We start from the raw sequence: 21528 nt of genomic DNA, 5'->3' as shown, positions 1-21528 counted from the left end.
TTGGTTGCCATTCGGAAACGGCGTCCTGGTGGCCGTGGATTTGCCACTATCGTGGCGTTTCATGATGCGCGTCCTGGTCCCCGCCCGCCTGCGCAAAGCCGTGCGCACGTGGTTCGATTCCCGCTACATCTCCATCGGCGATCACCGTCAGGACATCAGGGACGCTCTCTGGGAGGTCCAGACCCTGCGCCGGGAGATGGCGAGCCTGCAGGACGAGGTCGAGCGTCTCCGAAACGCCAGACCCGCCACCGCTCCCACCACGGACAAGGCCCGGCTCGACGACACCCACCGCCTGGCTCAGGAGACGGCCAAGGCGCTGGACGGCGTGCTCCAGAACGAGGTCCTCCTCTGGCAGGCGATCGACGACCTCAAGTCACGGACGCCAGGCTCCGGCGAGGGCGTACGAGCCTCAAGATCCGGGGAGGGCGTACGAGCCCCCAGATCAGGCGACACCGCACAGGGGTCGGGTCCGCGTGACGGGGTGCAGGGGCCGGGTCCGCGTGACGGTGCGCAGGCGTCGCGTCCCGGTGATGCTGTGCGGGCGGAGGATTCGTCATGCGCGTGAGTTGGTCGGGAGGCGAGCTGACGTTCCGGCTCGGGGCCGATGACGAGATCACCGGCAAGGCCGCCGATGAGCACCCGGTCAAGCTGGCCACCAACTCCTGCACCGTCGCCGGCGTACCCGGAGACGCGCACCCCGACCTCTACGCCGTCGCCGCGTGGACCGTGGTGGCGCCGTGGACGCGCAAGGAGATCGTGTTCGATCGGGCAATCTCCCCTGAGGTGGCCGCCGCGCTGCACGACGGGTGGGGGATCGAGGCCGGGCCGGTAGGCGCGGAGGCCCGGCGTACCGGGACGAACCTGGCGATCTCCTACAGCGGTGGCGCGGACTCCGTGGCGGCGGCGACCATCTATCCCGAGGCGCCGTTCGTGCACTTCCGGCGGGTGCCGCACCCCCGCGTGCCGAACCGGTGGCCGCACTACCGCTCCGATGTCCTTGCCAAGCTGGCCAGGCGCACCGGACGGGAACTCACCGTGGTGAACTCCGACCTGGAATTCACGTTGTCCGAGCCCCGGCCCGGATATCCGGAACACCATGCGGTCGCGGCGGGGGCGTTGCTGCTCGCCGACCGGATGGATCTCGGTGGCCTGGCGTTCGGGTATGAACTGGGTTCACGGTGGCTCGGCGGGGATCGCTATCTTCTGCGATACACGCCCGACAACCTGATGTGGGCGCCGCACGGGGCGTGGGGGCGGTTGTTCGCGGCGGCGGGCGTGCACATCGTGCTCCCCGTGGGCGGCGTGAGTGAGGCGGTCACCATGCGGCTGGCGCTGAACTCGGAGCTCAAGGATCACGTCCGATGGTGCCTGCAGGGCACCGACGGTCCGTGCCGCACGTGCGGCAAGTGCCTGTACAAGGAGCTCATCCAAGCCGCCGTCGAACGGCGGCCGCTCGACACGCCCTTCACCGCCGACGACCCCCGGGTGCGCAAGTGGCTCCAGCCTCCGCCGTACGGGGGACAGGAGATGGTCGAGTACGGCCTGGCGAGGGTGCCCGGCATCGAGGACACGCTGTTCGGGAAGGCGCTCGACTACTTCGACGCCACGGAGGAGTCGACGAGCTGGCTCGACCACTGCTATCCGCCGGCGCTCGACGAGATCCCGGACCAGTGGCGTGAACAGGCGACCGCGTTCATGACGTCCAAGGTCGGGCTCATGACCGAGGCCGAGGTCCGCCGGGTGGAGACATGGGGCACGTGATGCCCCCACGCCCAGTTCAACCCCTCTTGTTCGATCCGCCGATGGCCGATCCGCCTTCGGCCGGTCTGCTGTTGGTCGGTACGGTTTCGGCCGATCCGCCGTTGGTCGATGTCGGATGCGCAGGTGAGGGAGTGGGACTGTGAAGGTGTACTTGTCGGTCGACATGGAGGGCGTGACCGGGCTCACCGACCCCGAGGAGATGCACGCGGGTAAGCGGGGCTACGAGCGGGGCTGCGAGCTCATGACCGCCGACGCCAACGCCGCCGTCGAGGGGGCGTTCGAGGCCGGGGCGACCACGGTGCTGGTGAACGACGCTCACGGGTCCACCAAGAATCTGCGGATCGATCTGCTGGATCCGCGCGCCACCCTCATCCGGGGGCCGGGTAAGGCGCAGCGCATGGCGCAGGGGGTCGACGGGTCGTTCCAGGCCGCTTGCTTCGTGGGGTACCACGCTCGCGCGGGGGTGACGAACGGCGTGCTCAACCACACCTGGATGGGCAAGGAGATCCAGAACGTCTACCTCAACGGCGAGGTGTGCGGCGAGACGCGGCTGGTGGCGGCGTGTGCGGGGTTCCACGGTGTGCCGGTGGTGCTGGTGACCGGGGACGAAGCCGTCGGTGAAGAGGCGCGCGAGTTGCTGGGCGATGTGGAGACCGTGGCGGTCAAGAAGGGGATCGACAAGTTCTCGGCCGAACTGCTGCCGCCGAGCGTTGCCCAGACTCGGATTCGTGAGGCGACGGCCAGGGCGTTGGGGCGGTTGAGCGACTTCACGCCTTACCGGGTGGCTGCGCCGTACACGCTGGGGGTGGAGTGGAACTCCACTGCCATCGCGGCCGCTGTGGGGCTTGTTCCCGGTGTGAAGGCGGTGGGATCGCGTCACACCGAATTCACTACCGACGACTTCGCACAGATCATGGCGCTGTTCGGTATCTTCGCCACGATCGGTGGTCAGATCTCCTGCGGCAGCGGCCCCTACGGCTGAACGCCATAAAGAGCACACGCAGGCTGGTGAAGAGCGGGTCGGCATACGCGGGCCGGTCAAGAGCGGGTCGGCACACGCAGGCCGGTGAGAGCGGCCCGCATAGTTGGGAGCGAGTGGCATGGAGGGCGCGGCGCTGACCCGGCGGGGGTTACTCGTCGGTATCGGGGCGGTGGGTGGCGCGGGAGCGATGTACGCCGCCATGGGCGCGCTGGGTCTGGCGCCGTCCCAGCAGGACAAGGACTTCGCCGCCCCCCAGCAGGGCGACTTCTCGCTGCGCGGCAAGGCGGCGGCCAAGGTGGTGATCATCGGGGCGGGTGTCGCCGGGCTGACCGCCGCCTACGAGCTGGGTAAGGCCGGCTACGACTGCACGCTGCTGGAGGCCAGGGGCCGGGCGGGCGGCCGGAATCTCACGTTGCGCGGCGGCGATCGGCTCACCGAGCTCAACGGGCCCGCGCAGGACGTGAAGTTCGGCGAGGGCGTTTACTTCAACGCGGGCCCGGGGCGGATCGCGCCGTGGATGGTCACCCTGGATTACTGCCGCGAGCTGGGCATCCCGATCGAGACGTTCATCAACACCAACGGCCAGGCGCTCGTCCACACCAACGGGCAGACCATCCGGGCAAGAGCCGCGCGTGCGGATATGTATGGGTATGTTGCGGAGCTGCTGGCCAAAGCGACGAATGTTGGCGCGCTCGACAAGCAGGTCGGCAAGGACGATCGGGAACGCCTGCTGGAGTTCCTGCGCCGGTTCGGTGATCTGGGGCCCAAGCTCGACTACGAAGGCTCCGACCGCCGGGGTTTCGTGAAATATCCGGCGCTGGATGACGGCACCCCCATCGCGGCCCCCGGCACCCTGCATGCCGTCCTGGCCGCCGGCACCGGCCGTTCCATCACCAACGACTTCGGCTACGAGCAGTCGACCCCCATGTTGCAGCCGGTCGGCGGCATGGACGCCATCGTCGTCAAGCTCACCGAGGCGGTCGGCGCGGACCGGATCAGGACCGGTGTCAAGGTCACCAAGATCACCAATCTGGCCGACGGCGTCGAGGTGACCTGGGACGGTGGCTCGCTCAAGGCCGACTACTGCATCGCCACCCTGCCGCCCCACCTGCTCGCGAAGATCCCGCACAATCTCGGCGCCCCCGTCACGGCCGCGCTCAAGACACCCATCCCGGTCGCCAGCGGCAAGATCGGCCTGGAGTACGGCCGGCGCTGGTGGGAGCTGGAAGACCGCATCTACGGCGGCGTGACCGAGACCGATCTGGACATCACCCACATCTGGTACCCGTCGGCGGGCTTCCACGCCCAGCGCGGCGTGCTCGTCGGCTACTACAACACCGACCAGAACGCCGAGCTCTACGGCGCCCTCACTCCGGAGGACCGCAGGCGCCGCGCCCTCACCCAGGGCAGGAAGATCCACGGCGACAAGTACGGCAAGGACCTGCTCTCCAGCGTCTCCATCGCCTGGGACCGCCAGGAGCACATCCAGGGCGGCTGGGTACGCTGGCCCGCCTTTGATTCGTCCTTTACTCTTCTGCAACGCCCCAGCGGAAGGGTTTACTTCGCGGGCGACTGGCTCACCCATCTGATCGCGTGGCAGGCAGGCTCCATGGAGTCGGCCCGTGGCGCCGTCACCCAGCTGCACCAACGGGTGCTGCAGTCACCGTGACGTCGCGCGCTGCTCAGGTGACCGGCGTAAGGTCCTGAGAGAGCGCGATCGAGGAGATGGGATGATGTTGGACTGGGTGCCCGCGATCGACCGGACCGACCTGCTGGCCGAGCCGGTGGCCCTTGCCGTGCAGGGGCTGGCGGGCGTCGAGGTGGCCGAGATCGACCCCGAGCTGGCCGATACGGCGGCGTTCTGCGAGCGCTACGGCGTGACGCTCGACGAGTCGGCCAACTGCGTGGTCGTCGCGGCCAAGCGCGGCGGCGAGACGCGCTACGCGGCCTGCATGGTGCTCGCGACGATGCGGGTCGATGTCAACGGCGTCGTGCGCAGGCATCTCGACGCGCGCAAGGCGAGCTTCGCCCCGATGGCGGAGGCGGTCGAGCTCACCGGGATGGAGTACGGCGGCATCACCCCCCTCGGGCTGCCCGCAGACTGGCCGATCCTGGTGGACACGAAGGTCGCCGAGCACGACAGGGTAGTGATCGGAAGCGGGGTGCGGCGGTCGAAGTTGGCCGTCTCCGGAGCCGCACTTGCCGGGTTGAAGGGGGCGGAGACCCTCCCCCTGGCCAACTGAAGCCAGAACCGAAGCCAGAACTGAAGCCAATTCGAGACCGTTGAATGGGAAACCGATGGGCCCCTTCGGGACGTTGTACGAGTGGGAATGTGGCCTCATGGTTCATCTCGTGGGCGGGGATTAAGCCGGTATGGTGCTTCATGCCATGAACGATGACCGACTCGGCCCTTACCGGCTGCTCAGGCGGCTCGGCGAAGGCGGCATGGGCGTTGTCCACCTCGCTGTCGACCCGCAGGGTAGGCAGGTGGCGGTCAAGGTCCTGCGCGCGGAGGTCGCCGGCGACGAGGTCGCCAGGCGGCGTCTGTCGCGTGAAGTCGAGACCATGCGCCGCGCGCGCAGCAAGTACATCGCCGAGGTGATCGACGCCGATGTGACGGGTCATCGGCCCTACATCGTCACGCGTTACGTCGCCGGGCGGCCACTCGACGAGATCGTCAAGGACGACGGCCCGCTCGGCCTGCCCGCGCTGGTCAAGATCGCGCACGGGGTCGCCACCGCGCTGGCCGCCGTGCACGCGGTCGGCGTGATCCACCGCGACCTCAAGCCGGGCAACGTGCTGATCATCGACGGCGAGCCGGTTCTGATCGACTTCGGCATCGCCCAGGCGGTCGACGCGACCAGGCTGACGCAGACGGGGATGTTCATCGGCACGCCCGGATACCTCGCCCCCGAGATCATCGAGGGGCAGGAGGCCGGGCCCGAGGTCGACATCCACGCCTGGGCGGGCACGCTGCTGTACGCGGGCACCGGCCAGCCGCCCTTCGGCAAGGGCACGCTGGAGATGATCTTCTACAACATCACCGCGGGCAAGGCCGACGTCAGCGCGGCCCCGAAGGAGCTGCAGCCGCTGCTCAAGGCGGCCTTCCAGCGCAACCCCGCCAAGCGACCCAAGGCGGCCGAGCTGGCCGAGCAGACCGCCAGGATGCTGCCCAAGCCGCCGGGCAACGTACGCGACGAGATCTCGACCGTGCCCCGGTCCGACCGCTCCAACCCGTCGATGGAGCTGCCGACGCCGCAGCCGCTGGCCGACAAGCCGTCGTACGACATCTCGACGCCGCCCATGACGCCGCGCCGGCTCGTCGACGGCCAGCTGCGCCAGCAGCCCCCGGGGTCCGGCCCGAATCGGCCGCCCCAGGGCCAGCCGTCCCACGGCCAGCCGCCCCAGCAGCCGCCGCAGGAGCAGCAGTACGTCTCGTTGCTCCCCGAGCAGCAGGGCGACCCCTACCCGACCCGCAGGGTGACCCCGGAGGAGCTGCGCAAGATGCAGCGCGAGGCCACCTCGCAGCCGTGGCAGGTCTCCGCGCAGGGCAACAATCAGCAGGGCAACATTCAGCAGGGCAACAACCAGCAGGGCAACAACCAGCAGAGCAACAACCAGCAGAGCAACAGCCACATGCCGCCGGGGGCCGAGGCCGACGTGCCCACCCGGCGCGTACGCCCCGATGCGCCCGACGTCCCCACCCGCCGGGTACGCCCAGAAGCGCCCGACTACGGGCGGGGCAACCCGATCCAGCCGCCGCCCTACATCCCGGTCCAGGGCCAGTTCCCGCCCGATCCCCAGGCGAAGCGCGAGCCGTACCTCCCGCACGAGGCGCAGACCAGGAGAGACGCCTACGGCCAGCAGCCCGACCTGCGGACCAAGCGCGAGCCGTTCATCCCGGCGGCCCGCCCGGGGCAGGTGCTGCAGCGGTCCAGGGCCTACGGCCTGGCGAGCGCGATGCTGCTGATCCTGATGGTCATGGTGGCCGTGGTGGCGCCCGTGCTGGTGGGCCTGCTGGTGCTCCCGGTCGTGGTGCTGCTCCGCGCGGCCGACCTGGCCCAGCCGGAGCTGGTCGCGCGCAGGTCCACCGGGTCGGCGGCGCTCGATGTGGTGCGGGTGTTCGCGTTCCCCAAAAAACTGGCCAAGTCAGTGGGGATCACGTTCGCGCTGCTCTTCTACGCCCTTATCCTGGGGCTACCGGTGACGCTGCTGCTCACGGTGTTCGTCAAGATGAACCCCTACAACGCCTTGGCCTGGGGCGCGGCGATCGCTCTGTGGACCGTCTGCGCGGGCCCGGGAGTGGAGGGGCCTGGAAGGCAGATGCGCAGAACCCTCTCATCGCTCGTACCCTCGAGAACAGCGGCGATGGTGATGGTGGGAGTTCTCGCGGCGGGGGCCGCGCTCTCCCTGATCCTCGCTTACAGCTCGTTCGACAACGCGAGGAGGGCCGTATGGGCTCCGCTGAACGTCGGACCTGTGGTGGTTCAGCTCAAAGGATTGAGCGGGAGCCCAGGGGGATGACGCTGGGACGGTGGCGATGAGCACGCAGGCGCCGGAGCGGCTCGGCCCCTACCGACTGGTCAGGAAGATCGGCGAGGGCGGCATGGGCGTGGTCCACCTGGGCCTCGACACCGAGGGCCGCGAGGTCGCCATCAAGGTGCTGCACCCGCATGTCGCGGCCGACCTGAAGGCCCGCGACCGGCTGACGCGCGAGGTCGAGACCATGCGCCGGGTGCGTAGCCCGCACGTGGCCGAGGTGCTCGACGCCGAGCTCGTCGGCGGCCAGCCGTACGTCGTCACCCGCTTCGCCCCCGGCCGCACGCTCGAGGAGACCGTGCTGGCGGAGGGCGCGCTGGAGGCGCGGGAGGTCATCAGGCTGGCCCAGGGCCTGTGCCAGGCGCTGGTGGCCATCCACGCCGCCGAGGTGATCCACCGCGATTTCAAGCCGTCCAACGTGATGCTGGTCAACGGCGATCCGCTGGTCATCGACTTCGGCATCGCGCACCTGGTCAACGCCACCCGGCTGACCCAGACGGGGATGTTCGTCGGCACGCCCGGCTACCTGGCGCCTGAGATCATCCGCGACTCGGAGATCACCCAGGCGGCCGACGTGCACGCGCTGGCCTCCACGGTGTTCTTCGCAGCGACGGGCGCGCCGCCGTTCGGCACGGGCACCTTCGAGGCGGTCTGCTTCAACATCATGGAAGGGCGCGCGCAGATCGACAAGGCGCCCGCCTGGCTGCGCGGCTGGCTGAGCCGCGCGCTGCGCGTCGAGCCCAGTGCCCGGCCCGGCGCCCAAGAGCTCCTGCGGATGGCCAGGGCACTGGACCCGTCGGTGACCTCCTTCCACGAGACCTCCGCCGACGGGCCGACCGGCACCAAGCGGATGGGCAACCGGACGCGGGTCATGGAGAACTACTCCGACCTGCTGCCCCCGGTCGCGTACGGGACCCCGCCCGCGCCCGCGCGCGAGGAGCGGCCGCAACGCGAGGAGCGGCCGCCGCCCTACGTCCCGGCGCCGATGCCGGACCGGCACCCGGCCCCGCGCGTCGACCAGCGGGTCGCGGGCTACCCGGCGCCGCAGACCCGCCCGCCCGCCTACTCCCCGGCCACCCAGGCGGGTCAGCAGCGGCCGGTCGCGCCGCCGCCCCCGTACACACCACCGGCCGAGCGCAAGCGCTACCTGGTCGGCAGCCAGTTCGTCGGCCTGCTGCTGCTGGTCACGCTGACCGCGCTGGCCGTCATGCTGCCCGTCGCGGTGAGCGCGGTGGCCGTCGCGCTGGCGTTGGTGCTGCGGGTGGGCGAATACCTCTTCGGTGACATGGTCAAGCGCCGGCAGGTGCGGGGGAGCAGCGCGGCCGATCCGCTGCTGGTCCTGGTCGGCACGCCGTGGGCACTGGTCAAGGCCGCGCTCGTGACGCTGGTCCACGTGCCGCTGGCGCTGATGTTCGGCGTCTGCGTCTGGGGCGTGCTGCGCTGGGGCGGCGGCATGAGCGTCAACGCCGCCGCCGCGTACGGCGCGGGTGCCTTCACGGCCGGGCTGTTCGTGCTGCCGGGCGGCGGCGCGCCGCGCAAGGCGGTCACGCGCTCGCTCACCGGCATCCTGCGTACTCCCGGCGCGGCCCTGGTCGCCGCCTTGATCGTCGGTACGGCCGCGATGCTCGCGGTGATGTTCGCGATGGGCCAGGCCCCGACCTGGGCCCCCTGGCGGGCTCCGGAGACCGTGATCAACGAGCTGACCAGCGACGCGCGGCGGAGCACGATGGGCTTGATCACCGGCCTGATCAACGATCTGCTCGACGGCGTGGGGATGGGGTTCCTGTCACCCTGGTCGTAAGTGTCTTGGCCCGCTCCGGGGGGAGATAAGGGGTATGAGCGAGCGGCTCGGCCCGTATCAGTTACTCTCCCGGCTTGGGGCGGGCGGGTTCGGTGAGGTGCACCTGGCGCTCGACCCCGAGGGCCGTACGGTGGCGGTCAAGGTCCTGCACCCACACGTGACGGCCGGCAGCGGCGCGCTGGCCCGGCTGGCGCGTGAGGTGGAGACGATGCGGTTAGTGGGCGGGCCGCACGTGGCCGAGGTGCTCGACGCCTCGCTCGACGTCGCCAAGCCCTATCTGGTGACCCGCTACGTCCAGGGCCGGCCGCTCAGCGCGGTCCCCACACCGGTGGCCGAGCTCGGGCAACTGGCTTCCGGACTGGCCGACGCGTTGCTGGCCATGCACGAGGCGGGGGTCGTGCACCGGGATCTGAAGCCGGCCAACGTGATGATGGCCGAAGGCGAGCCGGTGGTCATCGACTTCGGCATCGCCAGCGCGCTCGACTCCCTCTCGGTGACGGCCTCGGGAGCCGTGGTGGGCACGCCCGGCTACCTGGCGCCTGAGGTGCTGGAGGGCAAGGAGTCGGGGATGGCGGCCGATGTGTTCTCGTTCGGGGCCACGCTGGCCTACGCGGCCACGGGACGCCAGCCGTACGGGCAGGGACCGGCCTCGGCGGTCGCCTACCGCGTCGTGCACCACGACGCCGACCTGGAGGGGGTCCCCGACTGGCTGAGCCCGCTGCTGCGCGAGTGCCTGGCCACCGACCCGCTCGCGCGGCCGACGGCCGCGCAGATCTGCGCCAGGCTCGGCGTCGAGGCCGCCCATTACGCCGTCCGTCCGCCCGCCACAGCCTTGCATCCCCGGCCCGGTGAGGCGCACGACCTGGAGACCCGGGAGTGGCGGCCGGGGCAGGAGCGGGGCCGTCCGTCGGTCGAGGAGTCCAGGGCCAGGCACCGGGAGAAGGTGCGCAGGCGCTGGCTGATCGGCTCCGGGCTGTTCGTGGCGCTGCTGGCCGCCGCCGCGCGGGAACCGCTGCCGGAGGTGACGCTGTTCCTGCTGGCCGCGTACGCGCTGGTGGCGGTGACCGACGCGGGGGTGGCGCTGTTCACGCGCGGCCGCTTCAGGACGAGCCGGATCATCTTCGATTTCGCCGGGATGCTCGGCGCCGCGGGGCTCTGCCTGGGGCTGAGCGCGGTCTTCAGCACCTTCACGCTCGCGCTGTTCGCCGGTACGGCGCTGGTGGTCGGGATCGTGTTCCTGCTGTCGGCCTGAAGCTCCCTGCCGCCGACCTGAACTCAGTTAGCGGAATAAAGCTCGGTATGGTGGTGGTGCTTTGTCGTAAGCCTTGCTTGCTTGCGCCTAAGCTACTCATGGGTAACATGGCCGCGAGAGCACCCGCTGTCACGGCCCCCATGGGACACCTGGCAGTCTGTCAGCAAGCATCTGGCGCCGAGCGTCGGCGCACGCGAACACGGGAGGTCGTCCACCGGCCATGAACATCGTCGTCTGCGTGAAGCAGGTCCCCGACACGGCGACCGAGCGCAAGCTCCGGTCCGATGACAAGACGCTCGACCGTGACGCCGTCGACGGCGTGGTGAACGAGCTTGACGAGTATGCGGTCGAGGAGGCCCTGAAGCTCAAGGAAGCCCACGGCGGTGAGGTGACCGTTCTCACCATGGGACCGGGCCGGGCCACCGAGACCATCCGCAAGGCCCTGGCCATGGGCGCGGACAAGGCCGTCCACCTGACGGATGACGCGCTGCACGGCTCCGACGCCCTGTCGACCTCCTATGCGATGGCGCAGGTGCTCAAGAAGATCGGTTTCGACCTGGTCATCCTGGGTTCGGAGTCCACCGACGCGCGTACCGGCGTGCTGGCCGCGATGCTGGCCGAGCGCCTGGGCGCACCCCAGCTCACGCTGGCCAAGAAGGTGGAGATCGAGGGCTCCGAGATCGTGATCCAGCGGATCACCGACTACGGGTTCGACAAGGTCGCGGCCCAGCTGCCCGCTGTCGTGTCCGTGGTGGAGAAGATCAACGACCCGCGCTACCCGTCCTTCAAGGGCATCATGGCGGCCAAGAAGAAGCCGGTGGAGACGCTGGCCATCGCCGACGCGGAGATCGCGGCCGACCAGGTCGGCCTGGACGCGGCCTGGTCCGAGGTCGTCGAGTTCGCCGCGGCCCCGCCGCGCGCGGCCGGCACGATCATCAAGGACGAGGGCGACGGAGGCTCGAAGGCCGCCGACTTCCTCGCGTCCAAGAAGTTCATCTGAGCACGGGAGAGACAGCTGATATGTCGGAGATTCTCGTTCTCGTCGAGCACGTCGACGGCGAGGTCAAGAAGGTCACACTCGAACTGCTGACCCTGGCCCGCTCGCTCGGCGCACCGGCCGCCGTCTGGGCCGGACCCGGCATCACCGACGCGGCCAAGGCCAGGCTCGCCGAATACGGTGCCGAGAAGATCTACGTCGCCGGAGCCGACGAGATCGTCGACTACGTCGTCGCGCCCAAGGCCGAGCTGCTCGCCCAGCTGGTGGCCGACAAGTCGCCCGCCGCCGTGCTGGTGGCCGCCACGACCGAGGGCAAGGAGGTCGCCGGCCGGCTCGCGGTCAAGACCGACTCGGGCGTCATCACCGACGCCGTGGGCCTCGGCGAGGGCTTCGTGGCCGACCAGTCCATCTTCGGCGGCGGCGTCAACGTCCGCTCGAAGGTGCGCAAGGGCACGCCGATCGTCGCCGTACGCCCCAACTCGACGGCCCCCGAGGCCGCCGCGGGCGCGGGCACCGAGGAGCAGGTGTCGGTCACGCTGACCGAGTCCGCCAGGGCCGCCCGTGTCCTGGAGCGCGTGAAGCAGGAGAAGGGCGCGCGCCCCGAGCTGACCGAGGCCGCGATCGTGGTCTCCGGCGGCCGTGGCGTCGGCTCGGCCGAGAACTTCTCGGTCATCGAGGGCCTGGCCGACGCCCTGGGGGCGGCCGTGGGCGCCTCGCGCGCCGCCACCGACGCGGGCTGGTACCCCCACCAGTTCCAGGTGGGCCAGACGGGCAAGACGGTGTCGCCGCAGCTGTACATCGCGGCCGGCATCTCCGGCGCGATCCAGCACCGGGCCGGGATGCAGACCGCGAAGACCATCGTCGCGATCAACAAGGACCCGGAGGCGCCGATCTTCGAGCTCGCCGACTACGGCGTCGTGGGCGACCTGCACCAGGTGGTGCCACAGCTCACCGAAGAGGTCACCAAGCGCAAGTAGCGCGTACCGGGGACGGCACCGCCATCGCGGCCGTCCCCGGTCACTGGTCGACGACGGGGAGCAGGACCCGGAAGGCCGCTCCCGACCTCATGAAGTACCGGTGGTCGCACCCTTCTTGACCTGTCAGTCCTCATCCAGGGCGTACCTCAGGTAGAAGTCCGGCTTGGCGAGGAAACGTCGCCAGTCATCGACCAGTCGAAGGTTCTCCCATTCGGTGGTGCGGATGCCGTGCCCGCCCAGTTCGATGATCTGGGCACCGGGCAGACTGGTGAGAAGCGGTGAATGGGTGGCGCAGACGATTTGCCCGTCCTCGCGAGCGACGCGGTTCATGAGGCCGATCAGGCGCACACACGAGTGGAACGACAGCGCCGCTTCGGGCTCGTCCATCAGGTAAAGCCCTGGCCCTGACACCATGCGTTCGAGAACCGTGAAGAAGCCCTCGCCATGGGATTGCTCCGTGAGGTCGTCCTCCCAGAAGCCGTGCATGCCGGACACGTTCTGCCCCAGGTTGAAGAGCGTTTCTGCGCGGAAGAAGAACCCGCGCCGCTCCGGGCTACACGGGTCCGGACGGCACACATCGCGCGTCCCGAACGCCGTTCCCAGCTCGCTCGCGATCTGGGCGGACGCCTCTCCCGTGAGAATATCCGGCAGAGATGTTCGCTTGACGTTGACGCCCTGTGCCGGTTGCAGATGAAGCTGTCGGTGTCTGCGTGTTGTTGTCGGTGCTCGTGTCAGTGTTCAGCGCGAGATGTCGGATTCCGCCTTCGGCTCCTGGTCCCTGCCGCCCTTTATGGCGGCTTCACGCGCGGTGGCCGATCATGGAGCGATGGCGGGAAACAGGTTGCTCAGGCTCGCTCCAGTCTTCGGAGCCGCTGTCGTCGCCATCTACCTGATCGGCTACGCGCAGACGCGGTTCGTCACTGTCCCGACCACGTTCCTCCCAGGCGAGGACGACACCGCGTTCCTGGACATCGTCACGGAGATCGTGGCGGGACCTATCGCGTTCGCCTGCGTGTTCTTCACGCTAGCCGGGGTCGCTTTCTGGCGCCTGGCCGCGGCCCGGCCCACCGCCCGCGTGCTGCTTGTGGCGGGCCTGCTGACGCCGCCCTACCTGCTCGGCCTGTTTATCGTGGGCTACGTCAGCCCGGCGAACACCCTGATCTATCTCGAACCCGATGCCTACACAGGCCGTCAGGTCGACCGCGAGGCGTTCAATCTCGGCTGGAGTCCTCCCGCGCTCACCGCGGTTCTGGTGGCGGCGGCGATCGCACAGGTCTGGGGCGTGCTGCGGCTGGCCCGCGGCCTGAAAGTGACACCCTCGCCGCGCGTGGCCCGCTTACTGTTCCTGCAGCCGGTCTGGTATGCCGTCTACCTCGCGGTGTGCTCGTTCGATATCTGGTTCACCTCGGTCACGGCACGTCCCGCGACACCGGACGAAGTGGCCTGGGGCGGCATGCCGGAGGGCCTGGTGCGGGACGCGTGGAGTATGCTCGCGGCCGTCGCGATCGCCATGGCGGTCGTGAGTACGGCGATGGCCGCCATGGGCGTGGCGGCCCGGCGCGGCAGCGTGCGGGTGCGGGTGCTGGCGGGCATGGTGACCCCGTGCAACATGCTGGGGCTGACGGTTCTCGCAACTGCGGGCCCGCTCGGGCCGATCGGGCCGTATCCGGGAGTGGCGGCCGAGATCCGGCCTGTCTGGCACGTCCCCTTGCTCGCCACGCTCGCCGGCGGCGCCATGATCTCCTACCTGTACGCAGTGAGGCGCTCCGTGACGAGCACGCAGAGCCTCTCGGCCCCGGTAGGCTGATCCAACTAATCCGGACGTTCGACCCCATCAGTGACAGAAAGACCTGAACAACTTCCCTCGAAACCGTCCAGGCCAGGGTGCCGTGCCACAGGTCAGCACGTGCCCCTTCCGCCAACTTCACCTGGAAGGGACACCCTGGTCGAGGGCATCTTCGAGTGATGCGCCTGCGGACAGGAGCGGGCTCCTGGTAACTGAGGTGTTGTCTACGCAACTCGGCGGCCAGGAGCACGTGGTTGTCTGTTTACACGCCCGCGAACTTCCAGCTCACGCCTCGGCGAGCGCCGCCCGGATCCGGTCCGCGAGCTCCCGGGCCTGGCCGGACGACCAGGGGATCACCCCGTTCTCCGACATGAGCGCGTAATACTGCTGCTCCTCGTAGGGGGTGCCGGGTGGCAGCGGGGCCACGTGCCAGTGCAGGTGCGCGTTGCCCTGCCGGCTGCCGAGCGTGAGCAGGTACGTGCGTTCGGACGGCACCACCGCCTCGACGGCCAGCGCCACCCGCCGCACGACCCGCATGAGATCGAGGTAGCCGTCCTCGTCGAGATCGCGGACCGCGTGCTCGATGTGGACCTTCGGGCACACCAGGACGTAGCCGGGCATCGTCGGGTAGCGGGCCAGGAACGCCAGGTGGTGCTCGTCCTCATAGACGACTTCTTCCAGGTCGTACGCCGGGTCACCGGCCACGATGGCGCAGATGAAGCACGGTCCACCCTTTACGCGGGCGACGTAGGCCGATACGTCGAACGGGACATTCCTCTCAGGGCCCATGCCGCGATCATGCCACCCAGCAGGGCCACGCCGTGGAGGTCGGCGAGGGCGGTGAGCGTGACGGCGACGACCGCGAGGACGACGGGGAAGAGCCGCAAGGGCAGCCGCTCGTGACGGGTCACCAGCTGGAACCCGACCGCGGTGAGAGCGATCGTCACCACCCAGCTCCAGATGCCGTCGGAGGGCGCGAGGGCGGACGCGCCCAGCATCACCGCGTAGAAGGCGCCCACGGAGCGCTCCAGTGACCCCTCGCAGGCGATGGCCAGGCCCGCCGCCAGGCCGCACAAGGCGATCGAGTTCCCGGCTCCCGGGTCGTTGAACAGGTATCCGGCCGCCTGCCCGGCCACGGCGCCCGCCCCGTACAGGATGAGCCAGCGGGCGGACCCGAGCGAGCGCTCGGCGAGGTAGCCGAGCACCGCCAGGAACGTCAGGTTGAACAGTGTGCCGAACACGCCGCTGTCCTGGACGACGAGGGAGGTCCCCAGTCGCCACCATTCCCCGGCGCGGATGGCCGCCGGGTCGCGCATGAGTGCGGGCTCCAGGCCGGGGAGGAAGAACTGGAGGACACTCGGCACGGCGGTCACGACGAGGACCGAGGCGGTGACGATTGGTTTGACCATGGGCTCAGCCTCACACTGATCTGCGGATCGGGGCAGTGCAGAATGTAAGCCGCTGAACCAGGACAAATGTCACAGGGTCAGGCGGTGGCGAGTTCGGGCTCCCTGACGGCCGGACCGACGGTGACCGCCGCGGGCTCCTCGCGCGGCAGGAAGCGGGCGGCCACCGCGATCGCCACGCCCAGCACCACCGCGATCCCGAGCGCGACACGCAGCGACGTGGCGTCCGTCAGGAAGCCGATCACCACCGGGCCGAGCAGCAGTCCCGCGTAGCCCATGGCCCCCGCCTGGGCGATCGCCGGACCGGGGGTGTCGGTGGCGGTTCCGGCCAGCGAGAGCGTCATCGGCGAGATCGTCGCCACGCCGAGGCCGACGAAGAACATCGCCAGCACCGCCACCAGCGGCGCGGGCGCGGCCAGGACGACGGTGAAGAACCCCGCCGTGGCCACGCCGGAGGCCGTCATGATGCCGCGTACCCCGAACCGGGTCCGCAGCCGGTCGCCGGTGAGCCTGGCGACCAGCATGCCCACCTCGAAGACCGGGTAGCCGAGCGCGGCCAGCGCCTCCGGCGCGCCCAGGGTGTCGCGCATGAACAGCCCGTTCCAGTCGGCGACCGTGCCCTCCACCATGAACGCGAAGAACATCAGAGCGCCGAGCAGGTAGACGATCGGAGGCAGGCGGCGGCCGGCCTTGGCGATGGTCGACACGGCCGGGGGTTCGGGCAGGTACGTACGGCCCAGCAGGACCATCACCGGCAGCGAGACCAGGCCGACCAGCGCCACGTTCGCGGTGAAGGACAGCCCCAGGGCGATCGACAGGCTGCCCACGGCGCCGGCCGAGATCGCGCCCACGCACCAGCCCGCGTGCATGCCGTTCAGCAGCGGGCGCCCGTAGGCCCGCTCGACCGTGGACCCCTGGGCGTTCATGGCGATGTCCACCATGCCGAACGCCATCCCGAAGAACGCGGCCGCGACCAGCAGCAGCGGGAGGTTCGGCGCGAAGGCCACGCCCACCAGGCCGAGCGCCGTCAGCGGGCCGCCGATCCGCAGGACGGTCTTGCTGCCCGCCCGGCTCATGACCCGGCGCATGGACTGCATGGTGATCAGCGCGCCCACACCCCAGGCCAGCAGGATCAGGCCGACCGCCGACTCGGACAGCCCGAGCTTGTCGGTCAACGCCGGGATGCGCACGGTCATCGTGCCCACCAGGAGCCCGGCCAGGACGAAAGTAAGAACCGCCCCGAGACGGGCGATCCTCAAGTCGCGGATCATTGGTACATACCTCGCAAATCACTCATTAGTTGGCATGCGGCGCGGCCCGGCGCTTGTGACGCGAGCGCGGGCGGCGAAGGTGTTGAGGGCTTAGGAGCGCGCGTCAGAGACTGAGAAGCGCGTCAGGTGGTTCGGGGCGGAGAGGGTGTTCAGGGTTTGAGGAGGGCGCGACAGCGGGCCTCCAGGGCGCGCAGGTCGCTCTCGGCGTGCAGGTCAGGATCGTGGCTCGCCACGTCCCACAGCCCTTCACACGCCAGCCGGACGATCTGGGACGCCACCCGGTCGGGCTCGTCGTCCAGTCCCTCGCGGTGCCAGCGGGCCATGGCCTCGCGGATCGGCGCGAGCAGGAACAGGTTGCCCGACGCCCCCGTGACCACGGCCCATCGTCGCAGCCGGTTGGAGCGCACGGCCTCAAGCGTCGCCGCGAGGTAGCGCTCGGTGTAGGTGGGGTCGCCCTGGGCGGCCATCAGCTCGTCGAAGTCGTCGATCAGCCGCTCCACCATGCCCTTGATCAGGGCTTCCTTGGAGGAGAAGTGATAGAGGAGGCCGCCCTTGCTCACACCGGCCCGATCGGCCACCGCGGACAGGGTCAGCGCGGTCGAGCCCTGGTCGCAGAGGAGATCCTCTGCCGCGTCCAGTAGCTCGTCCCTTCTCATGCCTCTACTGTACCGTCCGGACGGTACAGTGGCAAAGGGGATACGCTTTCCTGGTGAGCAGACCGTCGGCCTACCTTGATCACGCGGCGACCACGCCCATGCTTCCCGAGGCGATCGAGGCCATGACGGAGCAACTCGGCCTGGTCGGAAACGCGTCCTCGCTGCACGCGACCGGCCGCCGGGTGCGCAGAGTCGTCGAGGAGTCACGCGAGACCATCGCCGACACACTGGGCGCCCGGCCGAGCGAGGTGGTGTTCACCTCGGGCGGCACCGAGGCCGACAACCTCGCCGTCAAGGGCCTCTACTGGGCGCGCCGGCCGAGGAAGCGGGTGCTGGTCAGCTCGGTCGAGCACCATGCCACCCTCGATCCGGCCCATTGGCTGGCCGACAGCCAGGGCGCGCGGCTCGAGCTGCTGGAGGTCGACGAGTTCGGCCGGGTGCATCCCGACACGCTGCGCGCCGCCATCGCCCGCGACCCCGACGACGTCGCCATGATCAGCGTCATGTGGGCCAACAACGAGGTGGGCACGGTCCAGCCGGTGCACGTGCTGGCCGCCATCGCCCACGACAGCGGCATCCCCTTCCACACCGACGCCGTGCAGGCGATCGGGCAGCTGCCGGTGTCGTTCGCCGACTCCGGCGCCGACGCGCTGACGGTGACCGGCCACAAGGTCGGCGGCCCGATGGGCGTCGGCGCGCTGCTGCTGGCCCGCGGAATGACTCCGGTCTCGGTCATGCACGGCGGCGGCCAGGAGCGGGACGTACGCTCAGGCACGCTCGACGCGCCCGCCATCGCCGGTCTCGCCACCGCCATCCGGGTCGCGGTCAACGAGCAGGAGCCGCTGAGCCGCCGCCTGACCGCGCTGCGGGACGAGCTCATCCAGCGCGTACGGCAGGCGGTCCCCGACGTGCTGCTCAACGGCGACCCGACCGACCGGCTGCCGGGAAACGCCCACTTCTCCTTCCCCGGCTGCGAGGGAGACGCCCTGCTCATGCTGCTCGACGCCAAGGGCGTGGAGTGCTCGACCGGGTCCGCCTGCTCGGCCGGGGTGGCCCAGCCCTCCCACGTACTCCTGGCGATGGGCGCCGACTCGGCGGCGGCCAGGGGCTCGCTCAGGTTCTCCCTCGGCCACACCTCGACCCACGACGACGTCGACCGGCTGATCGAGGTGCTCCCGGCGGCGGTCGAACGCGCCCGCCGCGCGGGCCTGAGCTAGTTGATGAAGGCCACCACCGCGGACCACGCGGGGTCGGTGGCCACGTCGACCCGTGGCTCCCCTTCCTCCCAGCCCACGATCAGCTCCTTGGCGTGGATCGCCGCGTCGCCGGTCGGGTCGGCGTAGATGTGGATGACCCGGTGGCTCTCCGCGCTCAGGTGCGCCACCAGCACGGCGTCGTCGTGGAGCTTGAGCAGCCGCGCCGCCAGCCGTTCCTCGAAGTCGCGCAGCGCCGTCAGCGACTCCCCGACGGGCAGCCCGTTCTCGTCGCGGTGCGCGTACGGGAGCGTGATCGCGATGTGCTGGTCGAAGAGCGGATAGTCGACCGGCCGCAGCGGATAGCGGGCGGTGGCGACCAGCGGCGCGCCGGCCGCGGTCTGGCCCTCAAGCAGCGCCCACTGCTCCTCTTCGTAGCCGGAGGCCAGGTCGGCCACCACGGCGGGCAGGTGTACGGCGGCGACCGAGTCGATCGGCTGGAACGTCGCCGGGGTGATCTCGCCCACCCAGCGGGCCACGTCGTCCTCGCCGAGCAGCCAGTCGAGGGCCAGCAGCGTGGTCTCCAGCCGGGTGTCCTCGTCGAGCTGGCCGAAGATCGGGTGGTAGGCGGCCACGTCCACGCGCGGCGAGTTGGGCGGCACCCGCAGCCCCAGCATCAGCTTGTCGAAGGCGAACTCGAAGCCGCCCACGTCGATCGTGAGCTCCAGCGCCTGCGGGTTGACCTGGCGCGACGGATGGAACTCCCACAGCAGGTCGGCGGGCGGCGCCCCCTTGACCAGGCGGTGCGCCAGTGAGCGCAGCTCGGCGTCGCCGGCGGCGGTCAGGACCAGCGCGTGCGCCGCGTCCCTGCCGGGAGCCACCTCCCAGACCAGGCCGGGATGCACCGCGGCCACGGCCGGGGCGATCGTCTCCCACAGCAGCTCGGCGTCACCGGAGGCCACCAGCGAGTCGAGCCGCGGCCTGCTCTCCTCCCACCACGCCCAGAACGGCGCGATGCCGTCGCTCGGCTCGATGGGCTCTTCGTCGTCGTCCTTGCGCCCGAACAGTCGCATGGCCTGAATACTCCCAGACGCGGAGCCCGGTTGTGCAGATGGCCGAGCACGCTTGGCGGGACAGTACGCTGGAATGGTCATGGGATTGCGTGTGCTTGCCGCCATGTCGGGCGGCGTCGACTCCGCCGTGGCCGCCGCCCGGATCGCCGAGGCCGGTCACGACGTCACTGGTGTGCATCTGGCCTTGTCGGCCAACCCCCAATCCCACCGTACGGGGGCCAGGGGCTGCTGTACGGTCGAGGACTCCCGCGACGCGCGGCGCGCGGCCGACGTGATCGGCATCCCGTTCTACATCTGGGACATGGCCGAGCGCTTCCAGCGCGACGTGGTCGAGGACTTCGTGGCCGAATACGCGGCGGGCCGCACGCCCAACCCGTGCCTGCGGTGCAACGAGAAGATCAAGTTCTCGGCGGTGCTCGACCGGGCGCTCGCGCTGGGCTTCGACGCGGTCGCCACCGGCCACCACGCCAGGCTGGTCGACGGCGTGCTGTCGAGGAGCGCCGACCAGGGCAAGGACCAGTCCTACGTGCTGGGCGTGCTCACCCGCGAGCAACTCGGCCACGCGATCTTCCCGCTGGGCGACTCGACCAAGGCCGAGGTGCGCGAGGAGGCCGCCAGGCGGGGCCTGACGGTCGCCGACAAGCCCGACAGCCACGACATCTGCTTCATCGCCGACGGCGACACCCGGGGCTTCCTGGCCAAGCGGCTCGGCTCGGCCGAAGGGCCGATCGTCGACCAGGAGGGCGAGGTCGTCGGCAACCACCACGGCGCCCACGGCTTCACGATCGGCCAGCGCAAGGGCCTGCACATCGACCGGCCCGCCGCCGACGGCAGGCCACGCTACGTGCTGTCGATCGAGCCCGTGTCCAACACGGTCACGGTGGGGCCGCGCTCGGCGCTGGAGGTCACCTCGATCACCTGCGCCCGGCCGGTCTGGAACGGGCCGACGGCCTCGCCGGGCGAGCTGAGGGTGCAGCTGCGGGCCCATGGCGAGGTCTACGGGTGCCACTTCGAGGAGGCCGGCGACGGGCTGCGCATCACGCTCGACCGCCCCGCCACGGGGGTCGCGGCGGGGCAGGCGGCGGTGCTCTATTCGGGCGAGACCGTGATCGGCTCGGCCACCATCGCCTCGGCCGGCTGATCTAAAAGCAGCCCGGCTGATCTCAGGGCAGGTCGACCGACTCGCCGACCTTGAGCCGCCGCATGTCGGCGTGCTGCTTGTCGGCCTCCAGCTTCAGGTAGTTGTCGACCAGGCTGAGGCCGATGTCGTTGAGCAGCCCGTCATGCGTGGAGAACGCCCTGGCCGGACGGATCGTCCGCAGGTAGTCGACCATCTCCAGGAGCTTCAGCCAAGGCGCGTTCGTCGGCACCAGGAGGGTGGGCACCTCGACGCCCGGCACGGTCAGCGCGTCCCCGGGGTAGAAGATCTCGTCGTCGAGCATGAAGCCGACGTTCTGCGCGATCGGCACGTCAGGGTGGTTCTTGGCATGCCACTCGCCGAACACCTTCACGTCGAACCCCGCCGCGGTGAAGTCGTCGCCATGCCGTACGACCTGCACCTTTCCCGGAACCTCCGTCAGCTGGGCGGCGACCGCCTCGCAGGTCCAGATCTCCAGGTCGGAAGAGGCGGCCTTGAGCCGCTCGACGTCGACGTGGTCCATGTGCTCGTGGGTGATGAGCACCGCGCCGGCACCGTCGAGGACAGGGCCCTCGGTGAAGGCGCCGGGGTCGACGACGAGGACGTTGCCGTCTTTCTCTAGCCGTTCCTTCTCCAGCCGTACGCACGCGTGGCCGTATTTGGTCAGCTTCATATTCGAGAGCCTACGCTTGGCCC

The 21528-nt window shown here is 70.0% G+C and carries 20 protein-coding genes; 13 read left to right on the top strand and 7 right to left on the bottom strand.

Annotated features, from left to right (window positions below; translation table 11 throughout):
• The first annotated feature begins 61 nt into the window (after positions 1 to 61).
• The 10 genes from AB0B61_RS07055 to AB0B61_RS07010 all read left to right on the top strand — a co-directional run bounded on the left by AB0B61_RS07055 (position 62) and on the right by AB0B61_RS07010 (position 12309).
• Complete coding sequence (locus tag AB0B61_RS07055) at positions 62 to 565, top strand: hypothetical protein (RefSeq protein ID WP_358429075.1); 504 nt, start codon at positions 62 to 64, stop codon at positions 563 to 565.
• The gene (locus AB0B61_RS07050; protein WP_358429073.1) at positions 556 to 1761 is read left to right on the top strand and encodes a DUF6395 domain-containing protein; all 1206 of its coding nucleotides are present in this window, start codon (positions 556 to 558) and stop codon (positions 1759 to 1761) included. Before AB0B61_RS07055 ends, AB0B61_RS07050 begins: the two co-directional genes overlap by 10 nt.
• 139 nt (positions 1762 to 1900) lie before the next feature.
• On the top strand, positions 1901 to 2743 hold the full coding sequence (locus AB0B61_RS07045) for a M55 family metallopeptidase (RefSeq protein WP_358429071.1): 843 nt from the start codon (positions 1901 to 1903) through the stop codon (positions 2741 to 2743).
• Between the two features lie 118 nt (positions 2744 to 2861).
• Positions 2862 to 4412 carry a flavin monoamine oxidase family protein gene (locus AB0B61_RS07040; RefSeq protein ID WP_358429069.1) on the top strand — a complete coding sequence of 517 codons (1551 nt, stop codon included), beginning with the start codon at positions 2862 to 2864 and terminating at the stop codon, positions 4410 to 4412.
• Between the two features lie 61 nt (positions 4413 to 4473).
• Positions 4474 to 4986: a YbaK/EbsC family protein gene (locus tag AB0B61_RS07035; RefSeq protein WP_358429067.1), complete on the top strand. Its 513-nt coding sequence runs from the start codon at positions 4474 to 4476 to the stop codon at positions 4984 to 4986.
• Positions 4987 to 5131: 145 nt separating this feature from the next.
• The gene (locus tag AB0B61_RS07030; RefSeq protein ID WP_358429065.1) at positions 5132 to 7267 is read left to right on the top strand and encodes a protein kinase; all 2136 of its coding nucleotides are present in this window, start codon (positions 5132 to 5134) and stop codon (positions 7265 to 7267) included.
• A 16-nt stretch (positions 7268 to 7283) separates the two neighbouring features.
• The gene (locus AB0B61_RS07025; RefSeq protein WP_358429063.1) at positions 7284 to 9083 is read left to right on the top strand and encodes a serine/threonine-protein kinase; all 1800 of its coding nucleotides are present in this window, start codon (positions 7284 to 7286) and stop codon (positions 9081 to 9083) included.
• Positions 9084 to 9117: 34 nt separating this feature from the next.
• Positions 9118 to 10335 carry a serine/threonine-protein kinase gene (locus tag AB0B61_RS07020; RefSeq protein WP_358429062.1) on the top strand — a complete coding sequence of 406 codons (1218 nt, stop codon included), beginning with the start codon at positions 9118 to 9120 and terminating at the stop codon, positions 10333 to 10335.
• A 220-nt stretch (positions 10336 to 10555) separates the two neighbouring features.
• Positions 10556 to 11335: an electron transfer flavoprotein subunit beta/FixA family protein gene (locus AB0B61_RS07015; protein WP_358429060.1), complete on the top strand. Its 780-nt coding sequence runs from the start codon at positions 10556 to 10558 to the stop codon at positions 11333 to 11335.
• Positions 11336 to 11355: 20 nt separating this feature from the next.
• The gene (locus AB0B61_RS07010; protein WP_358429058.1) at positions 11356 to 12309 is read left to right on the top strand and encodes an electron transfer flavoprotein subunit alpha/FixB family protein; all 954 of its coding nucleotides are present in this window, start codon (positions 11356 to 11358) and stop codon (positions 12307 to 12309) included.
• 123 nt (positions 12310 to 12432) lie between these two features.
• On the opposite strand, the gene AB0B61_RS07005 is transcribed toward AB0B61_RS07010, so the two are convergent.
• Positions 12433 to 12795 carry an AAA family ATPase gene (locus AB0B61_RS07005; RefSeq protein WP_358429343.1) on the bottom strand — a complete coding sequence of 121 codons (363 nt, stop codon included), beginning with the start codon at positions 12793 to 12795 and terminating at the stop codon, positions 12433 to 12435.
• 340 nt (positions 12796 to 13135) lie between these two features.
• On the opposite strand from AB0B61_RS07005, the gene AB0B61_RS07000 reads away from it, so the two are divergent.
• On the top strand, positions 13136 to 14116 hold the full coding sequence (locus AB0B61_RS07000) for a hypothetical protein (protein WP_358429056.1): 981 nt from the start codon (positions 13136 to 13138) through the stop codon (positions 14114 to 14116).
• A 264-nt stretch (positions 14117 to 14380) separates the two neighbouring features.
• Here AB0B61_RS07000 and AB0B61_RS06995 read toward each other — a convergent pair whose 3' ends face one another.
• The 4 genes from AB0B61_RS06995 to AB0B61_RS06980 all read right to left on the bottom strand — a co-directional run bounded on the left by AB0B61_RS06995 (position 14381) and on the right by AB0B61_RS06980 (position 17428).
• A complete protein-coding gene (locus tag AB0B61_RS06995) occupies positions 14381 to 14800 on the bottom strand; it encodes an HIT family protein (RefSeq protein WP_358429054.1) in 420 nt (139 codons plus the stop codon).
• Positions 14801 to 14829: 29 nt separating this feature from the next.
• Complete coding sequence (locus tag AB0B61_RS06990) at positions 14830 to 15504, bottom strand: rhomboid family intramembrane serine protease (RefSeq protein ID WP_358429052.1); 675 nt, start codon at positions 15502 to 15504, stop codon at positions 14830 to 14832.
• A 77-nt stretch (positions 15505 to 15581) separates the two neighbouring features.
• The gene (locus AB0B61_RS06985) at positions 15582 to 16772 is read right to left on the bottom strand and encodes an MFS transporter (protein WP_358429050.1); all 1191 of its coding nucleotides are present in this window, start codon (positions 16770 to 16772) and stop codon (positions 15582 to 15584) included.
• Positions 16773 to 16921: 149 nt separating this feature from the next.
• On the bottom strand, positions 16922 to 17428 hold the full coding sequence (locus AB0B61_RS06980; protein ID WP_358429048.1) for a TetR/AcrR family transcriptional regulator: 507 nt from the start codon (positions 17426 to 17428) through the stop codon (positions 16922 to 16924).
• Positions 17429 to 17526: 98 nt separating this feature from the next.
• On the opposite strand from AB0B61_RS06980, the gene AB0B61_RS06975 reads away from it, so the two are divergent.
• The gene (locus tag AB0B61_RS06975; protein ID WP_358429341.1) at positions 17527 to 18645 is read left to right on the top strand and encodes a cysteine desulfurase family protein; all 1119 of its coding nucleotides are present in this window, start codon (positions 17527 to 17529) and stop codon (positions 18643 to 18645) included.
• On the opposite strand, the gene AB0B61_RS06970 is transcribed toward AB0B61_RS06975, so the two are convergent.
• Positions 18642 to 19694 carry a DUF695 domain-containing protein gene (locus AB0B61_RS06970; protein WP_358429046.1) on the bottom strand — a complete coding sequence of 351 codons (1053 nt, stop codon included), beginning with the start codon at positions 19692 to 19694 and terminating at the stop codon, positions 18642 to 18644. The genes AB0B61_RS06975 and AB0B61_RS06970 overlap by 4 nt on opposite strands.
• 79 nt (positions 19695 to 19773) lie before the next feature.
• On the opposite strand from AB0B61_RS06970, the gene mnmA reads away from it, so the two are divergent.
• Positions 19774 to 20835, top strand: coding sequence for a tRNA 2-thiouridine(34) synthase MnmA (mnmA, locus tag AB0B61_RS06965; protein WP_358429044.1), 1062 nt, complete (start codon positions 19774 to 19776; stop codon positions 20833 to 20835).
• A gap of 22 nt (positions 20836 to 20857) precedes the next feature.
• Here the strand turns inward: mnmA and AB0B61_RS06960 are convergent, their stop codons facing one another.
• Complete coding sequence (locus AB0B61_RS06960) at positions 20858 to 21505, bottom strand: MBL fold metallo-hydrolase (RefSeq protein ID WP_358429042.1); 648 nt, start codon at positions 21503 to 21505, stop codon at positions 20858 to 20860.
• Between the last annotated feature and the right edge of the window lie 23 nt (positions 21506 to 21528).

Source organism: Nonomuraea sp. NPDC049158, assembly GCF_040648335.1.
In the GTDB taxonomy this organism is placed as follows: domain Bacteria; phylum Actinomycetota; class Actinomycetes; order Streptosporangiales; family Streptosporangiaceae; genus Nonomuraea.
Note: the sequence above shows the minus strand (reverse complement) of the source record. Positions and strands in the feature narration are given on the sequence as shown.